The following is a 24,162-nucleotide window of genomic DNA, read 5'->3' on the forward strand; positions in this document are numbered from 1 at the left end:
GCTTTTGCCATATCGAACAGACGTTGACGTAGAAAATTCTCTGCAGTCGTATTTAGGAATGCTTTCGCACTATAAAAATTTTAACCTTTTGCGGGAAAGTGATATTCCTCATTAAAAAAGACCTCGCTTGCGCGAGGCCTTTTTTAGAATCTTCAACAGATTGTGAAAATTACTTAGCGGTGATAACGCGAGCCATTTCGCAAACCTTGTTGCTGTAGCCCCATTCGTTATCGTACCAAGCGCAAACCTTCACGAAGGTCGGGTCGAGCTGGATGCCAGCCTTAGCGTCGAAGATAGAAGTGCAAGAGCAGTTACGGAAGTCGGTCGAAACGACTGCTTCGTCGGTGTAACCGAGAATGCCCTTGAGTTCGCCTTCAGAAGCTTCCTTCATAGCCTTGCAGATTGCTGCGTATGCAGAATCCTTATCAGCACCCGGAGCAGTCTTGAGTTCAGCGGTCAAGTCGACGAAAGAAACGTCGGAAGTCGGCACGCGGAGAGACATACCAGTGAGCTTGCCATTGAGTTCCGGAAGAACCTTGCCAACAGCCTTAGCAGCACCCGTAGAAGACGGGATGATGTTTTCGAGGATGCCACGGCCACCGCGCCAGTCCTTCTTCGACGGACCGTCAACAGTCTTCTGAGTAGCAGTTGCAGCGTGAACGGTGGTCATAAGGCCACGGACAATGCCGAACTTTTCGTTCAAGACTTTCGAAATCGGAGCGAGGCAGTTGGTGGTGCAGGAAGCGTTCGAAATGATCTTCTGACCAGCGTAGGTCTTGTGGTTCACGCCATAGACGAACATCGGAGTTGCGTCCTTGGACGGAGCAGACATGATGACCTTCTTGGCACCAGCCTTGAGGTGAGCGGAAGCGAGTTCTTCGGTGAGGAAGAAACCGGTGGATTCGACGACGACGTCAACGTCCAAAGCGCCCCAAGTGATGTTGGTCGGATCTTTTTCAGCAAAGACCTGAATCTTGTTGCCGTCAACGATCAGGAAGTTGCCTTCGACCTTGATGTCGTGTTTGAACTGACCGTGCACGGAGTCATACTTCAGCATGTATGCGAGGTAGTCCGGGTCAAGAAGGTCGTTGATACCGACAACCTGGATGTCTTTAGAGAAGTTTTCAACAGCTGCGCGGAAAACCATGCGGCCGATACGTCCGAATCCGTTAATGCCAAGTTTGAGCATTTTGCATTCCTTTTGTTAAAGTTGAAACTACCATCTTCCGAGACGGAGGATTTTAGCTGTCTAAAATTTACTAAAATTTAATGGCGTGGCGAGGTGAAAATCTCGTTTTTTTATACTTTACAGGGTAGGATGATGCAGATTATCAGACCGGTTTTAGCCGTTTTTTTCTTTTTTTCGCTTTTCTTCTTCTCGGCGTGTGCAAATCGCCCAGAAATACCTGTTCAAAAAAGCAGTAATCAAACAGAGGCGACTTCTGCGGAAACAGAAATGGGAAAACAGAATTCGTCTGCGCCGTCGAAGGTGCAAGCTTCGCGGTCGGGAGTTTCGTTTGAAGCTTCGGAAACGCTGTGGGTTTTAGAATTTTCTCGCCCGGAATTTGCGTTTAAATTACCATCATCGGATTGGGGACTTGTGAGCGATCCCGCAGATGAATCGGCTCCGCTCGAATTTTTCCAAGCGAAGACGGGACGCCGCGCTGAAATTCAAACGATTTTGCTCGGAAATGGAGAATCGTCGAATGTGATGGACCGCGCCCGCGCCGAGATGCAAGGCAGAAGTCTTTCTTATAAAAAGACGCAATACGCTGCAGTAAAACCGTTAGAAAAATGGGGAATTACCGGCGCATTTTTTGAAACCGCAGGAAATTCTGCCGAGGCAAATCTCGCTGCCGATGGATTTGTTTTTGCTTCGGGAAATCGCGTTTTCTTTTTGACTCTTTCCGCTTCGGATAGCGTTCCCGCACGGGAAAATTTTATTCGGGAATGGAATGCATTTTTTGCGGAATTTCAAATCGCTGAATCTTTAAAAAAGGCGGCGGATAAAGAAGAAATTTCTCCGGAAGCGGTGACGGATTACGAATCGAAGGCGCTCGGTTATCGCTTTCATGTAAACGATACGCTTTGGCATTTTTGGTCGGGAATTGCAGCGCAAAACGGTGACCCGGATTTAGTGCTCGCTAATCGTGCAGAAGAATCGGCGTTTTTTGTTTACGGAACAATCGTCGATCCGAATGAAGTGAGCGCTTTGGATTTGCAAAAAGTTTTGCTGATTCGCCTCGGTTTAGATCCGAATGATCCGAATTTGGAAACGGAACGCGTCCGCGGCGGAAACGCAGAAAAATTCACGCTGAATTTTACTTGTACGCGCGTTATCGACGGCTATGATTTCCGTTATGTCGGACGTTATTTTTGGGAAAATGGTCGCGGCATTTTAGTCGCCAGTTGGGCGCAGGGAGTGCTGTATAAAAAATATGCAAAGGCGATGCAGCAAGCGATCGACGGCATTACTCTTTTCGAAAAGCCCACGACACTTTCCGATGAAAAATCGTTACGCTTCCAAGCGGCGGTGGTGAATCAAGTCGGGCTTTTGCGTTTGGCAGAAAACCAGCCACTCGTCGCCCTTTCGTATTTTGAAAAGGCAAATAAAATGGATCCGACGGAACCGCTATATCTCATTAACTGCGGCTTTGTGTATCAGCTAAAAGAATTGTATGGACCGGGAGTGAATCATTTCCAAAGTGAAATGGATTTGGTGCGGAAAAGCGGACGCTTGCTTTCGATTCTCGGCGAAATGTACGAAGCGATGATGGATTATGGCGAAGCGCGTAAATATGCAGAAATGGCTTTGCGTTATACGCCGAATAATCCGGAATACGTCATCAATTTGTCCGATGCACTTTGGGGACTTGGACAGAGAACGCAATCGCTCGCAGTCGTGCAAAATCTTTATGATAAACAGCCGTCGTCGCGTCTCGGCGTGTATTTGGCGAAAACTTATATGGGCATGGATTTATATGCCGAAGCGGTAGAAGTTTTGTATGCGACGAAAAAGCGTTTTGGGATGAGTATCGATTTGGGCTTAACGTTAATGGATGCGCTCATTTTCTTGGGACGTTATTCCGAAGCGCTTGCCGTAAGCGAAGAAGTTCTCCCGCTTGGAACTTCGGATTATCGCGTGTGGACTCTCCGTGGCAAAGTGCAGTTCTATTCGAAGAATTATGCGCAGGCAGAAAAATCGTTATCGCATGCGCTCTTAATGCATCCCGAAGATGAAGATATTAAGAGTTTCCTTTCGGCGACAAAAGCGTTCCTCGGAAAAGCGGACAATCGCACTTTGCAAAAGAAAATTGAGCCGGTGGAAATGCGTCCGGTGGCACTTGCCGCTCTCGTAAATCGTGAATATTCGACGAAAGCGAAAGAGGATGGATTTCCTGCGGTCGTGCATTATTCGCGCGAAGCGCTCCGCGCGGACAAAGACAAAGCGTGGGTGCGGACAAAACAACAGTTAATCGAAATTCTCGATACCCGCGGCGTCGGACTTTACGCAGAACTCGCGTTCAATTTTCTCCCCGGTTACGACCGAATTTATTTGAATGCGCTCGAAGTTTACGATTCGACGATGAAGCTCAAAGCGAAGATGAATTTGAATGGCGCTTACATTACTTATGCCACGGAACTCGGGCTGGATAATGAAATGCAGACAGCGCATTTCCCGCTTGAAAAACTTTCTCCGGGCGATTTTATCTTTGTGCAAATTTCGCGGACGAGCATTGCGAATTACGGCGTAATTCCGTTTGTCAGTTTTGAAGCGAGCGAAGAAATTCCGGTGCAGCAAACTTCGTTCAAAATTTACGCAGACACTTCCCGCTTTGTCACCGAAGAATATGGACCGCTTTCGACGCATTACGATGCGGACGGTGAAGAATGGAAAATCGAAGATCCCATCGTGATTCGCCACGAGCCGTTTATGCCTGTGTATCGCGATTACGGCGCAGGTTTTGAACTCACCGGAAAACGCACTTGGCAAGATGTCGGTCGCGAATATGAAAATTTAATTCGGCATCAATTCAAAAATGCCATTCCGGTCCGCGAAAAAGCTTTCGAAGTGCGGGGCAGTCGCTTAGGGCTCGAAGCGATTTTAGCTGAAGTGCGTTATGTGCGCGAAAATATCCGTTACCGCGATGTGCGATTTGGCGGGCATTCTTTAATTCCGCAGATTTCCGAGACGACTCTTCGCGAACGCCGCGGCGATTGCAAAGATCAAAGTTTGCTTTTAAAAGAAATGCTCGCTGCGATTGGCGTTCCGAGCAAACTCGTCGCCATTCATCTTTCGGATCCGGGATTTGAAACGCTGCCGTCCATTCAGCAGTTCAATCACATGATGCTTTATATTCCCAAAGGTGAAAAATATCCGGAAATGTGGGTGGATCCTTCGGATAAAGGCGGAAACAATCGCCCGGTTCCTCTCGATATGGAAGGAAAAGTCGCCCTGGTCATCGATGGCGATTCAAGTCATGTCGCAGTCACTCCGGTTTTAGAAGATGAAAAAGAACATCAAGTTTTCCTCGGACACCGTTTGCATCTTTCAGCGGATGGCTCCGCCGAATTCCGCGATTCGTTGAGTTTAAAAGGAAAATTTGCGAGCGTTCTTCGCAATCAACTTTACGGGAAAGATGCGAAAGAAATGGAAGTTCTCATTCAAGATTTGATTGCGCAACGCATTCCCGATGTTTCGATTTCTCGTGTTCGCGCAGAAAATGTGACGGATTTTGACAAACCATTAAAACTCGTCATTACATTTGCATCGAAAAATTATTTCGGAAAAAGTTCCGCAGGAATCCGCGGACGTTATCCGAATGTTTGGGAACGCGCGATTATGCATTTGCCCAAAGTGCGCACGCGTTATTTGCCGATTCGAATGCCGCACGAAACGGAATTTGAAAGCGAACTTGTCGTTACCGCCGATGGCAATGTGCAAGTAAAAGAAGCTCCTGCGCTCAATCACGAAACGGAATACGTCAATTTTGAAAAGACCGCTCACGGTTACAAATGGACGACTTTCGCCATTTACGCGGATCCTTCGGAATATGAACGCATCCGCGAAGAATGGAATTATTTGCTGGATGCGACTTCGCCCGAAATCATTAGGAATTAAAAACTCGGGCACGCAAGTGCCTGAAATTATTTATCTTTAAATCGTGGGACATATTTTTTTCATCTCAGACGACCGCGCGACAGATCTTTCGGAACTTGCCAACTGGACTCTCGATTGGATGCTTTCGAACGATATTTCGGCGGATACCGCAATCTATACTTGCAAAGGTTTAGATCAAGGCGAAAAAGCGTTGGAAACTCCTCTTTCGCAAGGGGAATCGCCAGCGTTAGTCGTCTTGGATCACGGAATGCGTCCGACAAAAGAATCCGTGCAATTTGGAAATCGCTTGCGCGATCTTATCCCAGAATCTTGGGTGCTCGAATTAGTTGAAAAAGATTATCCCGTCGATAAAAAATCGGACGATTCTTTCCTTTTGCAGAAACCGATTTGCAAAAGCGATTGGGAAGAAACATTGCAGCATGTTTTTGTCGAAGCCGGTTCGCCGCAGTGGTCAAATGCATCATTTCGCCATTAACAATTTATCGTTCAACGAATCATTTTTTGGGAGATTGGGATGAAAAAAGGTATCGCTTATTTTGGCGTTCGCAATCCAGAACGCATCGTGGATGATTTGAAAGAAATTCGGGCGGCGGGATTTACACATGTGTTGCATACATGGTCCGAAGAAGATGAACAGTATTATCCCGAAACGATGCGGAAAATTATCGCCATCTCCACAGAACTCGGCTTAAAAGTTTACGTGAATCCGTGGGGAGTTGGACGCGTCTTCGGGGGCGAAGCCTACTCGGAATTGACCGCGCGGAATCATGAAATGTGCCAAGTTTCGTTGAATGGAAAAGCGGCCGTCGCTGCGTGTCCCAATCATCCGGAATTTCGCGCTTATATGCATCGTTGGATAGAGAGCGTTTGCCTTTCTCAAGTCGAAACGATTTTTTGGGATGAACCGCATTTTTATTTTGAAAAAGGCGCTCTCGAAAATTGGGCGTGTACTTGTTCAGTTTGTCAAGAAAAATTTTTGAAACGCTTCGGCTATGCGATGCCGCATGAACTCACGCCGGACGTGAAAAAATTTCGCGAAGATTCTTTAGTCGATTTTTTATCCGAAATGACTTCTGCCGTTCTCCGCTTAGGAAAACGCAACTGCGTTTGCATGCTTCCGCCGTGGTTTCCCGCAGGCTTGGATAATTGGGATGAAATTGCGCATTTGGATTCGGTTGATGAAATCGCTTGCGATCCTTACTGGGAACGCGGCGCGTCTTTAGAAAGTATTCAGAAAAATTATGCGCAGGTTTCGGAACGCATTGTTCAACTTGCGACAAAATTTGGCAAAGAACCGCAGATGTGGATTAAAAATTATCAGATTGAACGCGGTCGAGAAAAAGATATTCAAGTGGCGACAGCCGAAGCGATTCGTGCGGGCGTTCAAAATATTTTTGCGTGGTCGTATAAAGGCAACGCTTATCTTTCTTGGCTTGCCTCGGACGATCCAGAGGCGGTTTGGAAAACGCAGTGCAGAGCGCTTTCGGAAAAATAAAATTATTGAAAATTTTCGGAAGGGAAATATTGTCACATTTTGACAATATTAAAATGTATATTTGAAACAGTGAAGGAAAAGAATATGATTCATTTAAATTTTGCATTAAGTTTGGAGCAGTTGGCGAATTCTCTTACTCAAAAAATTCAAAAAGTTTGGACTTCGCCGTTTCAAGAACCGGTAATCATTTTCCCGGATCACAAAGTCGAAGAATGGTTTTGGTTGAATTGGGTGAAGGAACATAAAATTCTCGCAAGTTTAAAAGCGACGACTCTTGATAAGTATCTGTTTTCGCTCATGACGAAAAACGATGAAAATAAAAAGTTGCTTTCGGCAGAAATGTTGCGTCATGTGATGATCGCATATCTTCTTGAAGAAACCGATGGCAAAAAAAATTATGAACTTTTAGGCGACGAAGTTGTTCAGTATTTAGAAGATAACGGCGAATTGAACGAATTGCGTCTATTTGATTTTGCGAATAAAATGGCGGCTCTTTTTTTAGAATATGAACGCAGCCGTCCGTCAAATTTTTTGACCGATGAAAATGGCATTTTAGATTGCTGGAAAGAAGGCAATCTTCAAGCATTTTTTAAAGATAAAAATGGAGACGAAGATTCGAAGGATAAATGGCAGCGCGAATTGTATTCGAAGATTTTCCACACGCAAAATGGCGCAGAATCGCTGCTTTCTAAAGTGTTTCATGCGATGCGCGAACGCACGCAAAAAAATACCGAGTATTTGACTCTGCCGTATTTGTTTAACGAAGGCAAAGCGAATCTAAAATCGAAAGTTCCCGTTTTCATTTTCGGGCTTTCGGGAATGGGACAATTTTACCGCGTCATTTTGCAAGAATTTGCCAAAGAAAATGAACTTTACGCCTATATTCAGAATCCGTGTATGGAATTCTGGGAAGACATTGGGAAAAAAGACAAAAAACAGTGGCGAGTTCAAGGAAATAATCGCAGCGAAGAACCGGAAAAAATTCAATTAGGCGATTGTTATTCGAGTCAAGATGAAGAAAAAAATGTGGATCCGAATGAAAATGCTTTGCTCGCAGCTTGGGGACGCTCGGGGCGTGAAAATGTGCGGCTTTGGTGTGCGGCAACAGATTACGATTTCAATTTCGAAGGAAATTCGGAGAAAGAATCGGATTCGCTTTTGCATGCGGTGCAAAATGCGATTGCAGAACGTAAACCGTTAACGGGCGAAGTGGAACAAGATGAATCTTTGACGTTAACGGCTGCGCCTTCGAAACTCCGCGAAGTGGAAAATTTGCACACGCAGGTTTGTCGCCTTTTAAAGAAAGGGGTGCGCTTAGACGAAATGCTCGTCGTTTCGCCGAATTTGGGCGATTATTACACCGAAATTTTGCAGGTCTTTTCGCCCGGAATTTCAACGGAAAAAAATAAAAAAGCTCTTCAAATTCCGTATTCGATTTTGGATTTTCCGAGCACATCATCGATGCTTGCTGCGGCATTAGACGTGTTGTTGTCGGTGCGCAGCAACGGTTCATTTGGGCGTCAAGAATTTTTTGCATTGGCTAGAAATCCGGTGGTGCAACAAGTGCGCGGCATTCATTCCGATGAAGTTGATAATTGGGTGAAATGGATTGAAGATATGCACGTTTATCGCGAAAAAAATAGCGATTGGACTCTTTGTGAAGAACAGATGTTGCTCGCTAAATTGTCGAAAGTGCCATTCCAAAAAGATTCTGAAATTCTCTTCCCTTACGAAGACATCGAAAGCGGCGATGATCATTCGCTCTTACATTTTGTGACGGCTGTCTGCGATTTGAAAGCTTGGGCAAATGCGGGGAATACTTGTAAAATGGAAGACATCGCTTCCATCGAAAAAGAATTTGCCAAGTGGATTTGCTTGACCGAAGATGATGAAAAATTGAAAAAATTGGAATTGCTCGCCGAAAAGCGCACATGGCAACGCGAAATTAAACCGCTTTTTGAAAGTATTCCGCTTTTCTTTGACGCGGGACTTTCTGAAATTTCGTGGACGATTGTCGCGCAAATTTTCAAGGAACATTTAGAAAGCGCAGAACGCAGCTTTAATTCCATTTTTACGGGCGGATTAACCTTTATGAAGTTTGCGGTAAACCGCACTCTTCCGATTAAGCACTTGTTCTTCTTGGGCGCGAGCAGCGATTTTCCGAGCGCAAGCAAAAAGGTGACAATCGATTTGCGCCGCGTTAAATATTGGCCGGGCGATGATTCGGTGGCGAATAAAAACCGCTACGCTTTCTTGTGCCAGCTGATGAATGTTTCCGAAGGATTGCATTTCAGCTATGTGAACAAGAATTTGAAAAAAGACGAAGAAAAATTCCCTTCGACGATGATTCGCGAATTGCAGACATTTATGAGCGGACATATCAGCGGCAATGCGAAAAAGGAATGGTTGGAACGGGTAATTCCTCTGGATGAATCGCGCCCGAATGCGGATTTGTTTACATTGCGCGCGTTGCGAAATAAAAAAGCGCAAATGAAATGGAATAAAAAATCGGAAGAAAAATTGACTGTGGAAAAATCTGCGGAAGAAAATCCATTGGAAAAGAAATATCCAGAACGCGTGAACTTGAAAAATTTCCAAAAATTTATGGAAGAACCTTTTGCCTTCTATGTTTCTCGGAATATGTACATTGAAGAAGCGGGCGAAAACCCTGAAAAAGAAAGCTTCGAACCGATGGAAGTGAATAGCTTAGATTACAGCGTTCTCTTGAAAGTGTTGACTCAAGAAGTCATTGAAAATTGTAAAGGCAATAGTCAAATTATTCATGAATTGATCGCTTCTCTCGCAATCGATGAACGCAATGAACTTTTGTCAAAAAAACACGAATTGCCGCGCGGTATTTTTGGTGAAATCGCCAAGGAAAATTTGAAAAAACAAGTGGAAATTTTAATCCAAAAAATTAGCGATCCGGAAAAAGGCTTTGCCAATTGGGCGGACTTTTCGTATCAAAAAGCGTATTTGGTGGATTTGACAAATTCTGTAGAAAATGAAGAACACAAATGGACTTTAGAAGGTTCCACGGATTGGATGCGTTTGGACGAAAATAATTCGAGATTAGAATTATTCACCGTGGCGAAAAAAGCCGATAAAGACAAGTATCAAATGGCTTTGTATTTGCAAGCGTTAATGGTCGTCGCTTCGCAAGATAAAGAATTGACTTGCACTTGGATTCCTTTTGGCGTTGTGGCCGATGGCAAAAACATGAGCGTTAAAATTTCGCCGGAAGCTGCAAAGACGAAATTGCAAGATTTCTTTGATCGCGTTTTTGTGAAGGAATTCAAAAAGGTAATGCCTTATGATTGCTTGATGGAAAATGTCAAGAAGAGTTTTGAAGATCCTTCAAAGTTAGTTTGCAAGGATGAATTTTCCGATTTGCAAGAATACATTGACACACTGAAACAGCCTAATTCTGCATGGAATGATTTTGCGGGAAAGAATCTTTTTGAATTGGAAAGTTGCGTCGGCTTTTTAAGTGAAAATTTCTGCGATGAATGGAAAGAAGAAATCAAGGCTCAAGGTAAATTGATTTTTGATATTATCGAAACAGAGAAGCCGAAGAAAGAAAACAGCACGAAAAAAGCGAAGTAAGGAGGAAAATATGAATCCGTTTGAAATTGAAAAATTTGACAAGACGAAAAGTCTTTATATCCAAGCTTCTGCGGGCACGGGAAAAACGTATACAATCAATTTGATTGTGAAAAAACTCGTGAGCGAAGGTTGCCCGATTCAAAAACTTTTGATTGTGACTTACACAGAAAAGGCTGCGGGCGAATTAAAGGATCGCATTCGAAAAACATTAGAAACTTGCTTGAAAAAAGCAAAGAATTCCGCAGAAATTGAAAAATTTCGCAGAGCGTTGAACGATTTGCGCTTGGCCGATATTGGAACGATTCACAGTTTTTGTCAAAAAGTGCTGCGCGAATATGCGTATGAAAGTAATCAGCCGTTTGCTTTGGAAATTGTGCCCGAAGATGCGTGCGAAGAAATCGTAGACCGTTTTTTGCGCGACGAAGCTTCGCATGATGAAGTATTCCAAACTTATTTGCGTTCTGCGCGAAATATTGAAGACATTCGGAATCCGTTGATTGAATTGTTGAAAAAGTATAATCCCGTTTCGACGCAATTCCAAGCGATGGATCGAATGCTGATGGGAGAAGACTTCTCCAATAATGAAAAGGAATATCTCCAATGGCTTTTGATTGAACCGAAAGATTTGCCGCAAATGCCTCGTTTTCAAAAAGTAATGGAAACTTTGAAAGCGAATCAAGAAGAATTTATTTCTGGTTCAAAAAAGATTTGTGATTTTATTCAATCGATAAATAGTAAGATTACAAATAATGAAAAAGGTCTCTATGATGGACATTCTTTTCAAAAGCGCTTCATTCCAGCGAATTTAGAAGAAAATTTATATCAAGACATAGTTGATGTAATGGAAAATATGAAGCCTTTTTTTGAGGATAAAAAAGGAAATCGCTTTAAACGTCTCAAAGATTTCTTTGTCGAAAAATATTTGCAGAAGCTGTATCAAAAGTGGCAAGATTATAAAAAAGAAAATAAATTGCAGACTTTTAACGATATGATTTTGAATGTGTACGATCAATGCGAAAAAGAAAATTCGGAATTGGTAAAGACACTTCAAAAAACATATCAGTATGCGATTATCGATGAATTTCAAGACACGAATTTGTTGCAGTGGGGAATTTTTAGCAAAGTCTTTTTGAATGTTCCGGAGCATGCGATTTGGGTCGTGGGCGATCCGAAGCAATCGATTTACGCTTTCCAAGGCGCAAACCTGAATGTTTACAATGCTGCGGTGAATCAAATTCACGAAGGAGCTTCTCTTTCGAACAATTATCGTTCGACAAAAGCGATGATCGATGCTTGCAATCTTTTATTCCAAGTGGAAAAATCGTCAGAAGCGGTATTTCATTTTACATTTGAGAAATCTAATTATCCCAAAAAGCCGAAAGCGACGACGAAAAATGCGACATGGAATGGGCGAGAATTAAAACCGCTGATGATTTCTCCCGAAAGAACGAAAGCGAGATATTTCGCCCGTTTTGCGGTGGAAAAAATCATTCGTTTCTGCGAAATGAATGACGGAAAAACTGCGCTTCAAATTTCCGGTGAAAATGGGGAAATGCGCAATGTGAAATTTTCGGATTTCGCCATTCTTGCGCGCACGCGTTCGGAACAAGTTTATTTTGAATATGAACTTCAAAATGCGGGACTTCCGTATTTGCGATACAAAGACAATAATTTGTTTAGCGGTCACGAAAATACGATTTGGTTCACGCTTTTGCGGGCGTTGGATGCACCGGATTTTGCGGGGAAAAATCGCGCCGTTTTGCGCTCGGCTTTGGTGACGGAATTTTTCGGCAAAGGCGTCAATGAATTGGCGGATGACATTTTGGATAATCCGCAGACTCCGGAAATGCAAATCATTTTAGAGTTAAAGCAAATTGCTAAAACGCATCGTTGGAGCGATTTGTTCGAAAAAATTTATGACAAAACGAAAATTGAAAGTGCGTTAAACTCACTGGAAAAAATGCAGAAACTTGCCCGCGTTCATCAAATCGGCGATTATGCGTTGCAGTATCTTTATGCGCACAACTGCACTCTCGGCGAAGTTTCTGCGCATTTGGAAGCGTTGTCTGTCAATGCAGAAGATTCGGAAAATGAAGGTGGCCTTGTAGCGAAAGGAACGGATTTAGACGCGATTCAAATGATGACGATTCACGCTTCAAAGGGCTTGGAATTTCCGATTGTCATTTCGGCCGCGGGATTTAAAGGCTACAGAGAAAAAAATAGCGCTTATATTTATTCGGATGAAAATTCGGAAATGCGTTACCTGTCTTTGGATAAAGACGCTGCGGAAAAACAAAAAAAAGAAATAAAATCGGAATGGGAACGCCTTTTCTATGTGAACTTTACGCGGGCATCGCATTTGTTAATTCTTCCGCGTTATGATGAATTTTATAGTAAACAGAAGGTGAAAGAGGGTTTGGAATTTCTTAATGATGCGATGGAAGGATTTGTAAAAGACAATCAACAATTTTTTGACATTCTTCAAGAAGAGAATGATTTAAAATCGTTGAATGCGCGCAAAGAGGCGGTGGCAAAAATTTTGGAAAATCTTAACCGAGTCCATTCGGAAGACGAAAAAACGGCAGACATTTTATACAAAGAAATGCAAGAAATGCAGCTCTTTGAAAAGAAACCGCACACATGTTCGTATTCGTCAATTGCGCACGGTTCTGTAGAAAATGAAGAATCAAAGGATTCGAATCCGTCGAATAAGCCTGCCAACGCAGATGAAGAAGGCCACGAAATTTCTTCGAATGATGATGTTCAAGAAAACAAAAATGCCGCAGATTCTTATCCGCGCGGATCTCTTTTGGGAAATGCGCTGCACAAAATTTTCGAAGAAATTCACTTCGAAGAAATCGGCAAAGAATCTCTCGAAGAAGCGTTGAAAAATTCTAAGTGGAAAAATTTGGTGATCGCAGCGTTCGAAGAACAATCGCTCGATATTCTTAATCATCCCGATTGGAATTCGAAAACGGTGGAAATGGTTTGGAATACGATTTCTGCAAAACTGCCGAAGTTGAAAGCGGAAAAAGAATTTTCTCTTTCGGAAATTCTTTTTGAAAATCGCCGCAGCGAAATGGAATTTCGAATGAATTTGGAAGAATGTCAAGAATTGAAAAATTTCATCAAAGGCTTTATCGATTTGATCTTTGTGAAAGATGGACGTTTCTTTGTGCTCGACTGGAAATCGGATACGATGGAAAAATACGATGCGCAGTCGTTAGAAGAACAAATGAAATTGCGCCATTACGATATTCAGCGGGTGATTTACTCGTACATTTTAATTCAATGGCTTCAATCATTTGGCGATTACAAAAATAAAACGGAAGAAGAAATTTTTGAAAATATTTTCGGCGGCATTTACTATGTATTTTTCCGCGGTTGTCGCGCGGGCGAAAATTCTGGCATTTACGCAAAAGATTTTTCTTCTTATGCCGAATTGAAATCGGCTTATGACAAAATTATGGAAAATTACAAAGCCGCAAAACAAGGAAAATAAAAATGAAATACGAAGAATTTTTGAAAACATTAAAATGGCTGAAATTTGTCGGCGCCATGCAAGAAGAATTGATTCGCGTCCTTTCTGCTTTGCAGACGAATTTGAGCGACGACGTTAAAGAATTTTTGCTGCTTTTGCTTTCGTGTCAGAGCGAAGGACATACGCGTATTCCGTTGGATGCAAAAAAAGTCGAAGCGATTTTTGAAAAAAAATGGGCAGCGATGAATTCTTTAAAACAAGCGGAATTTCCAGATTTCGAAAAAATGAAATTGCCGGAAACGTCTTTTATTCCGAATGCTATCGAAGAAATCGGCGATAATCGCTACGAAAAAATGATTCAGCAGTGGAATGAAAACGATGCGATTCAAAAGCCGCTGATTGCATTTGACGGTTATCTCTATCCAGAAAAATATTTCAGCGCAAAATTGAAAATCGAAGAAAAAATTCTAAAGCTTTTTATGGACAAAACGCATGCCGAAGTCAGCGCCGAAAGTCTGAAAACGGTGATGGAAAAAGTCGCAGAAATTACACGGAATCCAGAAACAAAAAAATGCTTGACTTTAGAAGAAGAACAAGCGAAGGCAATCGTTCGCGGGGAATCGGAAAATTTGATTATCACCGGCGGACCAGGAACTGGAAAGACGACGGTCGTCTTTTACTTGCTGCGGAATTTGTATGTAAAAAATCCGAACTTGCTAGATTCGAAATTGTATTTGGCAGCGCCGAGTGGAAAGGCCTCTGACCGAATGCGCGAAAGTATTCAGAAAGCGTCTAACGGCATTTGCGATGAAGCGGAAAAGAATGCAAATGCAAACATTTATAAAAAAATTCGTGAAGCCAAAACGTTTACACTGCATCGTTTGCTGAATTATAACGGACAAACGAATCAGTTCCGGTATAATGCGAAAAATCCGTTTGAAGAAAATTCGATTTTCGTGATTGACGAATCGAGTATGGTTGACATTACTTTGTTCGCAAAATTTTTGGAAGCGTTGCCCGATTCTTCGCGCATCTTTTTGCTCGGCGATAAAGATCAGTTGCCGTCGGTAGAAGCGGGCGCTGTTCTCGGCGATTTGCTTTCGAAGGTAAAGTGCTCGGTAAATGCGTTGACCAAATCGAGACGCTTTTCTGGCGATTCGAAAATCGGAAAATTGGCGAAAGAAGTGATGGGCGAATCCGAAGATTCTCCTTTGACTTTCGAAGAATTTTCCAAAGATTTTGCTCCGGTTTTTGAAAATGAAGTCGTCGGCGTCGAATTGAAAAAGAAAAAAACGGTAAGCGATTTAAGAAAACTTCGCGATGAATTTTTGAAAGCTTGGTGTGAAAAGTATTATGCGGATTATTTGAAAACGGTGCAGAAAATTTTGCCGACGAATAATCTTTCGAAAGCGGAACTCGATCAACAGAAAGAAATTCGTGCGAACGCTTGGCGTTTTACAGAAGTCGCAAAAATTTTGTCTGCAGAACGCGCGGGAGTTTTTGGCGTTGAAGAATTGAATATTGCAATGGAATTTATTTTGCGCGGACTCTCTGAAAAAGAATGGATTGAAGACCGCAATTTCTTTGGGCGGATGATTATTTTTACCAAAAATCAATCGGCGCTTTCTTTGTATAATGGCGATTCCGGCATTCTCGTTAAGCATTCTAATGGCTCGATGCAGATTATGCTTCCCGATAAGAACACGGGCGAATTTGTTTTCTATCCGACTTCTCTCTTTTCGAGCGATGCTTACGAAAGCGCTTTTGCGATTACGGTGCACAAGTCGCAGGGCTCGGAATACGATAACATTGCGATGTTCTTGCCGACGCAGAAAGGCGTCCCTCTTCTCAATCGCCAGATTCTTTATACCGGAATTACGCGGGCGAAGAAACGGGTTGCCATCATTTCGAATGCAGAACTTTTCCAATGCGGAAAAGACACGGTAATCAAACGCGATACGGGAATTGCATTTGACTAATTTGAAAAATGAAATTTCGGGCGCAACTTCGCTTTGTGACATTTTTGTCTCCGAAAAACGGAAATTTTTTTGCTTTTCGGTTGCCGATTTTCCATTTTCTGTCTATATTTTGAAATGTATGAAACTCAATGGCATCACAAAGAACAACAACTGGTGGTGGCGTACTTCGGAATCGGAGTTCGCGTGTTAACCCATTGGGTGAAAGTTTAGCAAGCAAAGCGGCTCCGATTGAATCGGGGCTTTTTTTGTTAGCAGAAGTTTTTAACAAGGAATCATCATGACCAAAAGAACCGACAGCGTTTACCTGACCCTCCAAGGGGAACGTTACACTCCGTTTTCACTCGCGAAGAAACTCGGTGCCAAAGCGATTCTCGAGTCGGCTTCGTTTTCGCAGGGCGCAAACCGCTATTCCATTTTGATGCTCGAAGAAGCGTTCCACGTAATTGAAGATGATCAAGGCGTCGCCCTTCTCATCGGGGGAGAACGCAAACCGTATGCAGCGAAAGATATTTTGGATGCGCTGCAAGAAATTGCATCGGAAAATGAAAAGCCGGCGAAAATTCCTCTGCCTGCTTCGGGCATTGGATTTCTTTCTTATGAATTCTGCGCCCGCTGCGATACGATTCACTTGGCAAAGCAACGCGATGATTTGAATATTCCAGAATCCGAATTTGTCGTCGGGCACGTTTACATTGTCTTTGACCATTTTACGGATACACTTCATGTCTTCGGTTTGAATTATAACGAACACGAAATTGATTTGCAAAAAGCGATTGCAAAAATTCAAAAGAAACTTTCCAATTTGGATTTCTCGTATTTGGAAGCTCCCGAAGACGATTATCCGCATAAGATTATCACCGATTTGAAAAAGAGCCACGATGAATATGTGCATTATGTGGAAGAATTGAAAAAGCACATTATCGCGGGCGATATTATTCAAGCGGTGCCGTCTCGCCGTTTGCAAATTGAATCCGAAATGCCTGCGCTCGATGTTTATCGTCGTCTTCGCACTTTGAATCCGTCGCCGTATCTCCTTTATCTCGACTTCGGCGCTTATCAGTTGGTCGGTTCTTCGCCCGAAAGCTTAGTGCGTTCGCGCGGAGGAAAGTCTTCGATTCGTCCGATTGCGGGCACTTGCCGCCGAGGTAAAAATGATGCGGAAGATGAATATTTAAAGGAAAAACTTTCGAAAGATCCAAAGGAACGCGCAGAACATTTGATGCTCGTCGATTTGGCGCGCAACGATTTGGGTCGCGTTTGCGAACCGGGCACAGTGCATTTGACGCGGAATATGGAATGTGAATTATTCAGCCATGTGATTCACATCGTTTCGGAAGTCGAAGGCAACACGCGGAGCGATATGAAGCCGATTCAAGTTTTGCGTTCGGCATTCCCCGCGGGAACTGTCAGCGGTGCGCCGAAAATCAGCGCAATTGAAATCGTTTCGTCTCTCGAAAGTCATAAGCGGAATTTTTATGCGGGCGCAGTCGGTTACTTAGACGCCGATGGCGATTTGGATTTCTGCATTGCGATTCGTTGCGCATTAAAGCAAGGAAATATTTTCACATTGCAAGCGGGCTCGGGCATTGTTTACGCTTCGGATCCGGAACGCGAATGGGAAGAAACCAACGAAAAGTTGGGCGCAATGGTTCAAGTTTTGGAAACCAAGTAAGGAACAATTCACTTCGGAAAAATTTTTGAGGAATTTATGATTGTTATCATCGACAACTACGATTCGTTTACCTACAACATTTATCAAGCGATTACGCATATTACATCGGAACCGGTGACGGTTTTGCGTTCTAAGGAATGCACGATTGCGGATGTTGAAAAATTGAATCCTTCGCATTTGATTCTTTCTCCGGGTCCGGGGCGTCCTGAAAATGCGGGCATCACCGTCGAAGCGATTAAACATTTCGCGGGAAAGCTTCCGATTCTCGGCGTGTGCCTTGGGCATCAAGCGATTTGTTATGCGTTCGGCGCAAAAATTGTGCAGGCGAAATTTATCAAACACGGCATTGCCGAAGAAATGAGTTTAGACGGTCGCGGACTTTTCCGTCACATTGGAAAACGCGGAACATTTATGCGTTATCACAGTTTGGTCGTCGATGAAAGCACTCTTCCGCCGGAATTAGAAATTACCGCGCGCGCAGACGATGGCGACGTGATGGGCGTGCGTCACAAGACTCTCGATATCGAAGGCGTGCAATTCCATCCGGAATCGATTGCGGCAAAAGACGGCGAAATTTTCTTCCGTTCTTTCCTCAATTATCGTCGCGATTCTCTTCCGGTTTCTGCGTTCCTCAATAAAATTATCGCAAAGCAAGATTTGTCCCGCGAAGAAGCGGAACTCTTTATGGAAACTCTCACGGAAGGCATGTTAGACGAGCGGCAAACGGCTGCGATTTTAACGGCTTTGGCTGCGAAAGGCGCTGCGGCTTCGGAAATTGCGGGCTGCGCCGGCGTTTTCTGCAAAAAGAAAACTCCGTTCCCGTTTGACAAAAATATCGATGTCGCCGAAATCGTGGGCACGGGCGGCGATAGCAAAGGCAGTTTCAATATTAGTTCGTTCTCGGCGTTAATTTGCGCAAGTTGCGGATGCCCGGTGGCGAAGCACGGTAATCGTGCGGTTTCGAGCAAATCGGGTGCTGCAGACTTCTTTGAAAATCTCGGCATGCGTTTAGCGCTCAAACCATCGGAAGCTGCAGAAGTTTTGAAGAAGACGAATTTCGTATTCCTCTTTGCACAAGTTTATCACAGTGCGATGCGTTTTGCAGGCCCTGTCCGCAAAGCTCTCGGCATTAAAACCATCATGAATTTGATTGGACCTCTCACAAATCCTGCGGAAGCGAAGTATTTGATGCTCGGCGCTTACAGCAAAGATTTGCTTAAGCCGATGGCAGAAGCCGCAAAAATGCTCGGCGCAAAACATGTGCTCGCCATTTCGAGTTCCGACGGCTTTGATGAAATTTCTCCGAGCGTGCCGACTTACGCTTACGAAATCGACGAAAAGAATCAAGTTTTGGAATTTGTCATCGACCCGAAGAATTTTGGAATTCCGGCGGTGAATGATGACGAACTCCGCGGCGGAACGGGAGCCGAAAACGCTGCGATGGCCTTGGAACTGGCGAACGGAAAAGGTCGCGCGGCAATTCGTTACGCAGTGGGTTTAAACGCTGGCGCAACTCTCTTTGTCGCTCGCAAAGCAGCGAGCTTGGAAGAAGGTTACAAGATGGCGTTAAACGCACTCGATTCGGGACTTGTTGCCAAGAAAATCGAAGAAATTCGTCAACTGGCGAAATAAAAAAAAGCGCCCATTCGGGCGCGCGCTTTAAAGCAAAAGAGTCGCAAAATTGCGGCTCTTTTTTTGTGAAAAAATTATTTGATTGTCGTCGTAAAGCGGAGAGCGATACCGACATCGTCCAATTCTTTTTCGCTAAAGACGTTGAGTTGCGCTTTCGTGCGGCCGTAAGATTTGATGAGTGCAACTGCCCAAGCGAAATCGTCTGCGCCTTCGTTGATTTCGTCGCGGTCGCCGACGTGTTCGAGTTCAAACATCATGTGATCCAAAATGCCCATCGTCGGAATTTCTAAGCCGACATAGAACGGGAGATATTCAGAACCTTGAACGTCTTCGGGCTTAATCGCATTACCCGCAGCAATGCTTTCGGCGTTGACATCGGAATCGGTGGTGGTTTTAATGTAAGCGACTTCACCGTAGAGGCGCAAATTCTTGATAATCGAATACGATGCGTAACCGGCGACGCGGTGAGTTTGAGTTGCAGCTTGATTCATCGCATCCAAAGCGTTGACGCGGTAAGCAGCAGCGAGTTCGAGCGGGAAGCTGAATTTGAGACGTTCTTCGACGCGGACATAACCGGTGTTGAATTTATTGTCGTTGGTTGCAATCATCGCATTGAATGCAGACGGTCCGAATTTCCAACCGAGTTCAAATGCATCGTGCGAAATATCGCGCATCATAAAGCCGCGGACAGAAACATTCTTGTCGACGTAAGTACCGAAGTTGCTCGATTGCGACCAGTCCGTTTTCCAATGACCGAGTTTCAAATTGAACTTATGATTGCCCAAATTGTATTTGTAATTTCCCCAGTAAAGATCGGCGAGGAATTTATCGTAATTTTTGCCGTCGATGTTATTGCCAAAATGCGGGCCAAACATACGAATCATGATTTGCGCATCAAAATCTTCGGACTTATAAAGACCGCCAAAGTTTGCGCGGAACCAGAACGATTCTAAACCGTCGTCGTTGTTGTTCGCAATGCCTTGAGTTTGGATGTTCGCTTTGAGTTCAAAATTTTCAGCGATATCTGCAGCAGAAGCGCTGGCAGTAAATGCGAGAGCAAGCACAGCGGCTGCTTTCAAAAATTTCGTTTTCATTTCATCTCCTTAAAATGATTTGCCAAAGATAAAAAATATTGTAGGAAAATTTTTAGTTGGAGAACTTTTAATTGTAGTTTCTTGAATTCGCAAACATTTTTATTTTAAACGATAAACGAAAATAAAATCGAATATTCATTCGGAGTTTTTATGAATCGAATTCTCGTGGCTTTTACCCTTTCGGCTTGCGCACTTCTTTCGGCAAAGGATTTGGCTCCGAATAAAACACACGCTGTGCTCAATATTTCTTATACGAATTTCGACGATGTGCCGCAGAAAAATAAAACTCTCACCTTTGTCGGCGAAAAAAATGCTAAAAATAAAATCGTCGTCAAAACAAATGCCGCGGGCGAAGTTTCTTTTTTAATTCCGCGCGAAGATTCGTATAAAATTTTCTGCGAAAGTTTAACCGGACTTTTTGAATGCGGACAAACTCCCTATGTTTCGCCGCGGGCGAGTTACGGCTCCGTTAACGTTGCCTTTGACGATACGCGCGCCGAGCTCGAAGGCGTTTCGTTCAAAGCGGGCAGCGCTGAACTCATCCCGTCATCGCTTGCGACATTGAATAAAACCATCGCCGGCTTAAAGAAAAATGTGAAAGCTCGCGTTGAAATCGAAGGGCACACAAGTTCGGAAGGCAGCGAAGAATTGAATCAAAAACTTTCGGAAGAACGCGCGAATAGCGTCCGCGATTATATGATTCAAAAAGGCATTGCAAAAGAACGCGTAACCGCTGTCGGCTATGGATTTTCACGCCCGAAAGCGTCGAATGATACCGAAGAAGGACGCAGACAAAACCGCCGCATCGAAGTCCGCGTGACAAATCCCGAAGAAGTGGACGCGCATTAAAATTTTTATTTCTTCTTTTGTAATTCTAATTTAAATTAGGGACATGACAAATATTCCGGTTTCTTCTCAAATTCTCCGCGTGATTGAATCGCGGGGATTTTCTTCCTCTTCGACATGGACTCTCGCAGGCTCGGCGGGTTCGGGGCGCAAATATTACCGCGTTTCGGACGGCGAAAAAACGGCGATTCTGCAAACGAATGCATCGGCGAACGAAGACTTTGAACATTTCGTTTCTTTTGGAAAATCTTTCAGCGCATTCTCGCTTCCGACTCCCGAAATTTATGCGGTCGATGAAGAGTCTGCGCAAATTTTAATGCAGGATATGGGTGAGCAAACTTTGCTTTCGCAAGTGGTAAAAGACGGTGCACCCATTTCGGGAAGTGCCCGCGTTTTGTATCCGGTCGTCATCGACGCGCTGATTCGTTGGCAGGTTTCGAGTCCGAAATTTTTCCTTTCTCGGCCCGATATTGCGGCGCGGCGTTTTGATTATGCAGCTCTTAAATGGGAAACGGATTATTTCAAAACGAATTATCTGCAAAAGAAAAAAGGCATCGCCGAAATTCCGCAAGTCGTCGAAAATTTCTTTGCGACTCTCGCTTGCATGGTCGATACTCATCCGAAGGTTTTAATGCACCGTGATTTTCAATCGCAAAATGTGATGGTGCGCAGTTCTTCGGAAGTGGGCTTTGTCGATTTTCAGGGCGCTCGCCGCGGATCGCTTTTCTATGATATCGCATCGCTTCTTTGGGATCCATACGTTTCACTTCCCGAAGAAATGGTCGTCGATTTCTTTGATGAATGGTTCCGCGATTATCCGCTCGTTTCCGAATCGTTTAGCCGCGAAGAAGCGTGGACGCTCTTCTTGCAAGCAGCGTTACAGCGTTTAATGCAAGCGATGGGCGCGTTCTGCTTCCTTTTGACAGAAAAGAAAATCGAAAGCTTTGAGCAATATATTGAACCCGGCAAAAAAAGACTTCTCCGCGTTTTGGAATTATACGAACCGTTAAGTCCATCGCGACACGAAGCGATTACATTCTTAAAAAATGCGCTCGCATAAAATTTCTTGAAAAAAGCTCCGCAATTTGCGGAGCTTTTTGTATTTCTTTAAATCCGCGCGCCACTATCTACATTCCTAATTTCTCATTGCCCGCAAAGCGGGCTGCACACTTCGAAGAAGTGTGCACTCATTTTTCATTAAAAAAAGAACCCCGAAGGGTTCTTTTTTTACAAGGCTTTGATTTCGTCAATCGTGAGGCCGGTAACCTTTGCAATGGTCTTAATCGGGATTCCTTCTTTCAAGAAGCCTTTGGCGAGGGAAATCTTTTCTTTCGCACGCCCTTCCTTACGACCTTTGGAAAGTCCTTTAGAAAGCCCTTTGGAAATTCCTTCCGCAAGCGCCTCAGCCTTACCTGCAGCGAGCCTTTGGCGAAAGACATCGCCGGCGCTGACGAATCCGTACTTTTGTCCGATGCTTACGAATGCCATATCTAACTCCTTGAGGATGCTTTCGCCCAAATACTCCTTCAAATATACACTAATTTTTTCGAGCAAGTTTTTCGCTTCATCGTAAGGAATCTGCGTTAAGGCTTTTTGAAATTTGGGAAGAATCGCCAACAATTTTTTCCGGTTAAATGCATATTTCATTGCGGTTACGCCCATCGCAGTTACAACATCATCGCAGCCGATGCAATCTTCGTCCGAAATCATTTTCATGTCGATGAAATGGCATTGAAATGGCAACACAGGCTTAAAAAAGTAATCGGAATAATTTTTACGCAAAAGTTTAAACGGGTCCCACGGACCTTTGCCGTTGTAAAAAATGAAAGCCCGCGTCGGCATTACGTCAACCAAATCGTTCTGCAATTTCATCACTTTATTTACATAGCGAGAAATTTGGGCAAAGACGAATTTATCCGAGCCTGATTTATGCTCCAACAGAATCCCAACCACAGTGGGATGCCCTTTCGCAGCTTTCACGCGGAAAGCTAAATCGGCTTCGCCAGTTTCATCGACTTCGGAATACGAATCCGGAATCCGCTCGAGCGAATTCAAATTGATAGCTTTCAAAAACTCAGCGATTTCCGGTTTTTGCTTCGCACACAATTTCAACAACGCCCGCAGATGATTTTTGTCGGCAAAAAGCCAGCGAAAGAAAGCGTCATGACTGCGACGAGAATTTTTATTCGTCATTTTGTTCTCCATTGGGAACGCCCCCAAAAAAGCGGATATGGACAATTTTCCCTATCTAAGAGTATAGACGCTTTAATCAGCAAAAATGCACCAAAAGTAAAGAAGATTTTACTTAAAAACGAAAAAAGTGGAATGCAAGATCTTAGAACTTAGATTTTAGAGCTTAGATTTCTAAGTTCAAAGTTCTCAGCTCTAAGTTCTCACCCCCCCGCGCGGCGAAGCCGCCATTATTTCCAATTGTGCATTGTTAATTGTTAATAATGCATTGGCTAATAATGCATAATTGATAATTCACAATTAAAAAGTGAGCCGGCGTATACGCCCGCGCCCTTTTTTGTCATCCTGAACGGAGCCGAAGGCGAAGTGAACGGATCTAGCAGTTCATATTAAGCCAAAAATTTTTAAAGATGACTTCCCGCAGCCAAAATGTGCCCAAAAATTTTTAAAGATGAGTTCCCGGCGTCAAAAAATATTGGCTGGAAATTTGATTTGAACCCTCCATCCGAAAAAATAATGGCTAGAAATTTCATTTGAACTGTCCATCCGAAAAAATAGTGGCTAGAAATTTCATTTGAAACGTCCACGGCAAAAAATGAGGACTTAGTTTCCCTTTTGCGTCCGCAAAAGGAAAAGCCCGCTTGGATTCAATTTATAATGGATAATTCACAATGCATAATTAGAGAGTTAGGCGCTTCGCGCGGGGTAATGCAAGATCTTAGAGCTTAGATTTTAGAGCTTAGAATTCCTAAGTTCAAAGTTCTCTGCTCTAAGTTCTCAAAACCCCACGCACAAGCGGCGCGTTCCATCTGAAACTTTGGAGGCTGGAGCTTAGAATTTCTCAGTTCTAAGTTCTAAGCTCTCAGTTCTTAAAAAGTATTATATTTCACTCATATTCGGAGGAGTTTGGCTTTTTTGGTTAAATAGGGGTTCTGTCAAATAAACGGTGACATTTAGTTTTTGTTAGCTAAAAAAAGAGCTTTGAAATTTCAAAATTGAAGAAGCGAAAAGCAAAATCAAAGCGATGTTTTTTCAACTCGATTTT

General features: G+C 43.6%; 13 protein-coding genes. 10 read left to right on the forward strand and 3 right to left on the reverse strand.

The annotated features are described in order from the left end of the window. Positions 1-169: 169 nt before the first annotated feature. The gene (gene gap, locus B0H50_RS11710; RefSeq protein WP_106197209.1) at positions 170-1,189 is read right to left on the reverse strand and encodes a type I glyceraldehyde-3-phosphate dehydrogenase; all 1,020 of its coding nucleotides are present in this window, start codon (positions 1,187-1,189) and stop codon (positions 170-172) included. 267 nt (positions 1,190-1,456) lie between these two features. Here gap and B0H50_RS11715 point away from each other — a divergent pair, with 267 nt between their 5' ends. The 8 genes from B0H50_RS11715 (at position 1,457) to B0H50_RS11755 (ending at position 18,987) form a co-directional block, all read left to right on the forward strand. Further along, a complete protein-coding gene (locus B0H50_RS11715; protein ID WP_233244801.1) occupies positions 1,457-5,122 on the forward strand; it encodes a transglutaminase domain-containing protein in 3,666 nt (1,221 codons plus the stop codon). A gap of 43 nt (positions 5,123-5,165) precedes the next feature. Next, positions 5,166-5,597: a hypothetical protein gene (locus B0H50_RS11720; RefSeq protein ID WP_106197211.1), complete on the forward strand. Its 432-nt coding sequence runs from the start codon at positions 5,166-5,168 to the stop codon at positions 5,595-5,597. A gap of 39 nt (positions 5,598-5,636) precedes the next feature. Next, positions 5,637-6,617 (forward strand): hypothetical protein, encoded by a 981-nt coding sequence (locus B0H50_RS11725; RefSeq protein WP_109587810.1) that lies wholly within the window; start codon positions 5,637-5,639, stop codon positions 6,615-6,617. Between the two features lie 84 nt (positions 6,618-6,701). Next, positions 6,702-10,223, forward strand: coding sequence for an exodeoxyribonuclease V subunit gamma (locus tag B0H50_RS11730; RefSeq protein ID WP_109587811.1), 3,522 nt, complete (start codon positions 6,702-6,704; stop codon positions 10,221-10,223). 10 nt (positions 10,224-10,233) lie between these two features. Further along, complete coding sequence (locus B0H50_RS11735; protein ID WP_109587812.1) at positions 10,234-13,725, forward strand: UvrD-helicase domain-containing protein; 3,492 nt, start codon at positions 10,234-10,236, stop codon at positions 13,723-13,725. Between the two features lie 2 nt (positions 13,726-13,727). Further along, on the forward strand, positions 13,728-15,683 hold the full coding sequence (recD, locus tag B0H50_RS11740) for an exodeoxyribonuclease V subunit alpha (protein WP_109587813.1): 1,956 nt from the start codon (positions 13,728-13,730) through the stop codon (positions 15,681-15,683). 277 nt (positions 15,684-15,960) lie between these two features. Then, on the forward strand, positions 15,961-17,355 hold the full coding sequence (locus B0H50_RS11750; protein ID WP_106197217.1) for an anthranilate synthase component I family protein: 1,395 nt from the start codon (positions 15,961-15,963) through the stop codon (positions 17,353-17,355). Positions 17,356-17,391: 36 nt separating this feature from the next. After that, the gene (locus tag B0H50_RS11755) at positions 17,392-18,987 is read left to right on the forward strand and encodes a bifunctional anthranilate synthase component II/anthranilate phosphoribosyltransferase (RefSeq protein WP_109587815.1); all 1,596 of its coding nucleotides are present in this window, start codon (positions 17,392-17,394) and stop codon (positions 18,985-18,987) included. A gap of 74 nt (positions 18,988-19,061) precedes the next feature. On the opposite strand, the gene B0H50_RS11760 is transcribed toward B0H50_RS11755, so the two are convergent. After that, positions 19,062-20,081, reverse strand: coding sequence for a hypothetical protein (locus B0H50_RS11760; RefSeq protein ID WP_109587816.1), 1,020 nt, complete (start codon positions 20,079-20,081; stop codon positions 19,062-19,064). 150 nt (positions 20,082-20,231) lie between these two features. Between B0H50_RS11760 and B0H50_RS11765 the strand changes: the two genes are divergently transcribed. Continuing rightward, positions 20,232-20,930 (forward strand): OmpA family protein, encoded by a 699-nt coding sequence (locus tag B0H50_RS11765; protein ID WP_106197220.1) that lies wholly within the window; start codon positions 20,232-20,234, stop codon positions 20,928-20,930. Positions 20,931-20,973: 43 nt separating this feature from the next. Next, on the forward strand, positions 20,974-21,987 hold the full coding sequence (locus tag B0H50_RS11770; protein ID WP_106197221.1) for an aminoglycoside phosphotransferase family protein: 1,014 nt from the start codon (positions 20,974-20,976) through the stop codon (positions 21,985-21,987). A 167-nt stretch (positions 21,988-22,154) separates the two neighbouring features. On the opposite strand, the gene B0H50_RS11775 is transcribed toward B0H50_RS11770, so the two are convergent. Next, positions 22,155-23,120, reverse strand: a complete 966-nt coding sequence (locus B0H50_RS11775; protein WP_233244803.1) for an Rpn family recombination-promoting nuclease/putative transposase — start codon at positions 23,118-23,120, stop codon at positions 22,155-22,157. Positions 23,121-24,162 lie beyond the last annotated feature (1,042 nt).

Origin of the sequence: Hallerella porci, from assembly GCF_003148885.1 — a bacterium.
Classification (GTDB): Bacteria; Fibrobacterota; Fibrobacteria; order Fibrobacterales; family Fibrobacteraceae; genus Hallerella; species Hallerella porci.

Bases quoted from the DNA above. Each gene is read 5' to 3' on its own strand.
- gap (WP_106197209.1), bottom strand. From the start codon at position 1,189: ATGCTCAAACTTGGCATTAACGGATTCGGACGTATCGGCCGCATGGTT.
- B0H50_RS11765 (WP_106197220.1), top strand. From the start codon at position 20,232: ATGAATCGAATTCTCGTGGCTTTTACCCTTTCGGCTTGCGCACTTCTT.
- B0H50_RS11770 (WP_106197221.1), top strand. From the start codon at position 20,974: ATGACAAATATTCCGGTTTCTTCTCAAATTCTCCGCGTGATTGAATCG.
- B0H50_RS11735 (WP_109587812.1), top strand. From the start codon at position 10,234: ATGAATCCGTTTGAAATTGAAAAATTTGACAAGACGAAAAGTCTTTAT.
- B0H50_RS11755 (WP_109587815.1), top strand. From the start codon at position 17,392: ATGATTGTTATCATCGACAACTACGATTCGTTTACCTACAACATTTAT.
- B0H50_RS11760 (WP_109587816.1), bottom strand. From the start codon at position 20,081: ATGAAAACGAAATTTTTGAAAGCAGCCGCTGTGCTTGCTCTCGCATTT.
- B0H50_RS11750 (WP_106197217.1), top strand. From the start codon at position 15,961: ATGACCAAAAGAACCGACAGCGTTTACCTGACCCTCCAAGGGGAACGT.
- B0H50_RS11715 (WP_233244801.1), top strand. From the start codon at position 1,457: ATGGGAAAACAGAATTCGTCTGCGCCGTCGAAGGTGCAAGCTTCGCGG.
- recD (WP_109587813.1), top strand. From the start codon at position 13,728: ATGAAATACGAAGAATTTTTGAAAACATTAAAATGGCTGAAATTTGTC.
- B0H50_RS11725 (WP_109587810.1), top strand. From the start codon at position 5,637: ATGAAAAAAGGTATCGCTTATTTTGGCGTTCGCAATCCAGAACGCATC.
- B0H50_RS11775 (WP_233244803.1), bottom strand. From the start codon at position 23,120: ATGACGAATAAAAATTCTCGTCGCAGTCATGACGCTTTCTTTCGCTGG.
- B0H50_RS11730 (WP_109587811.1), top strand. From the start codon at position 6,702: ATGATTCATTTAAATTTTGCATTAAGTTTGGAGCAGTTGGCGAATTCT.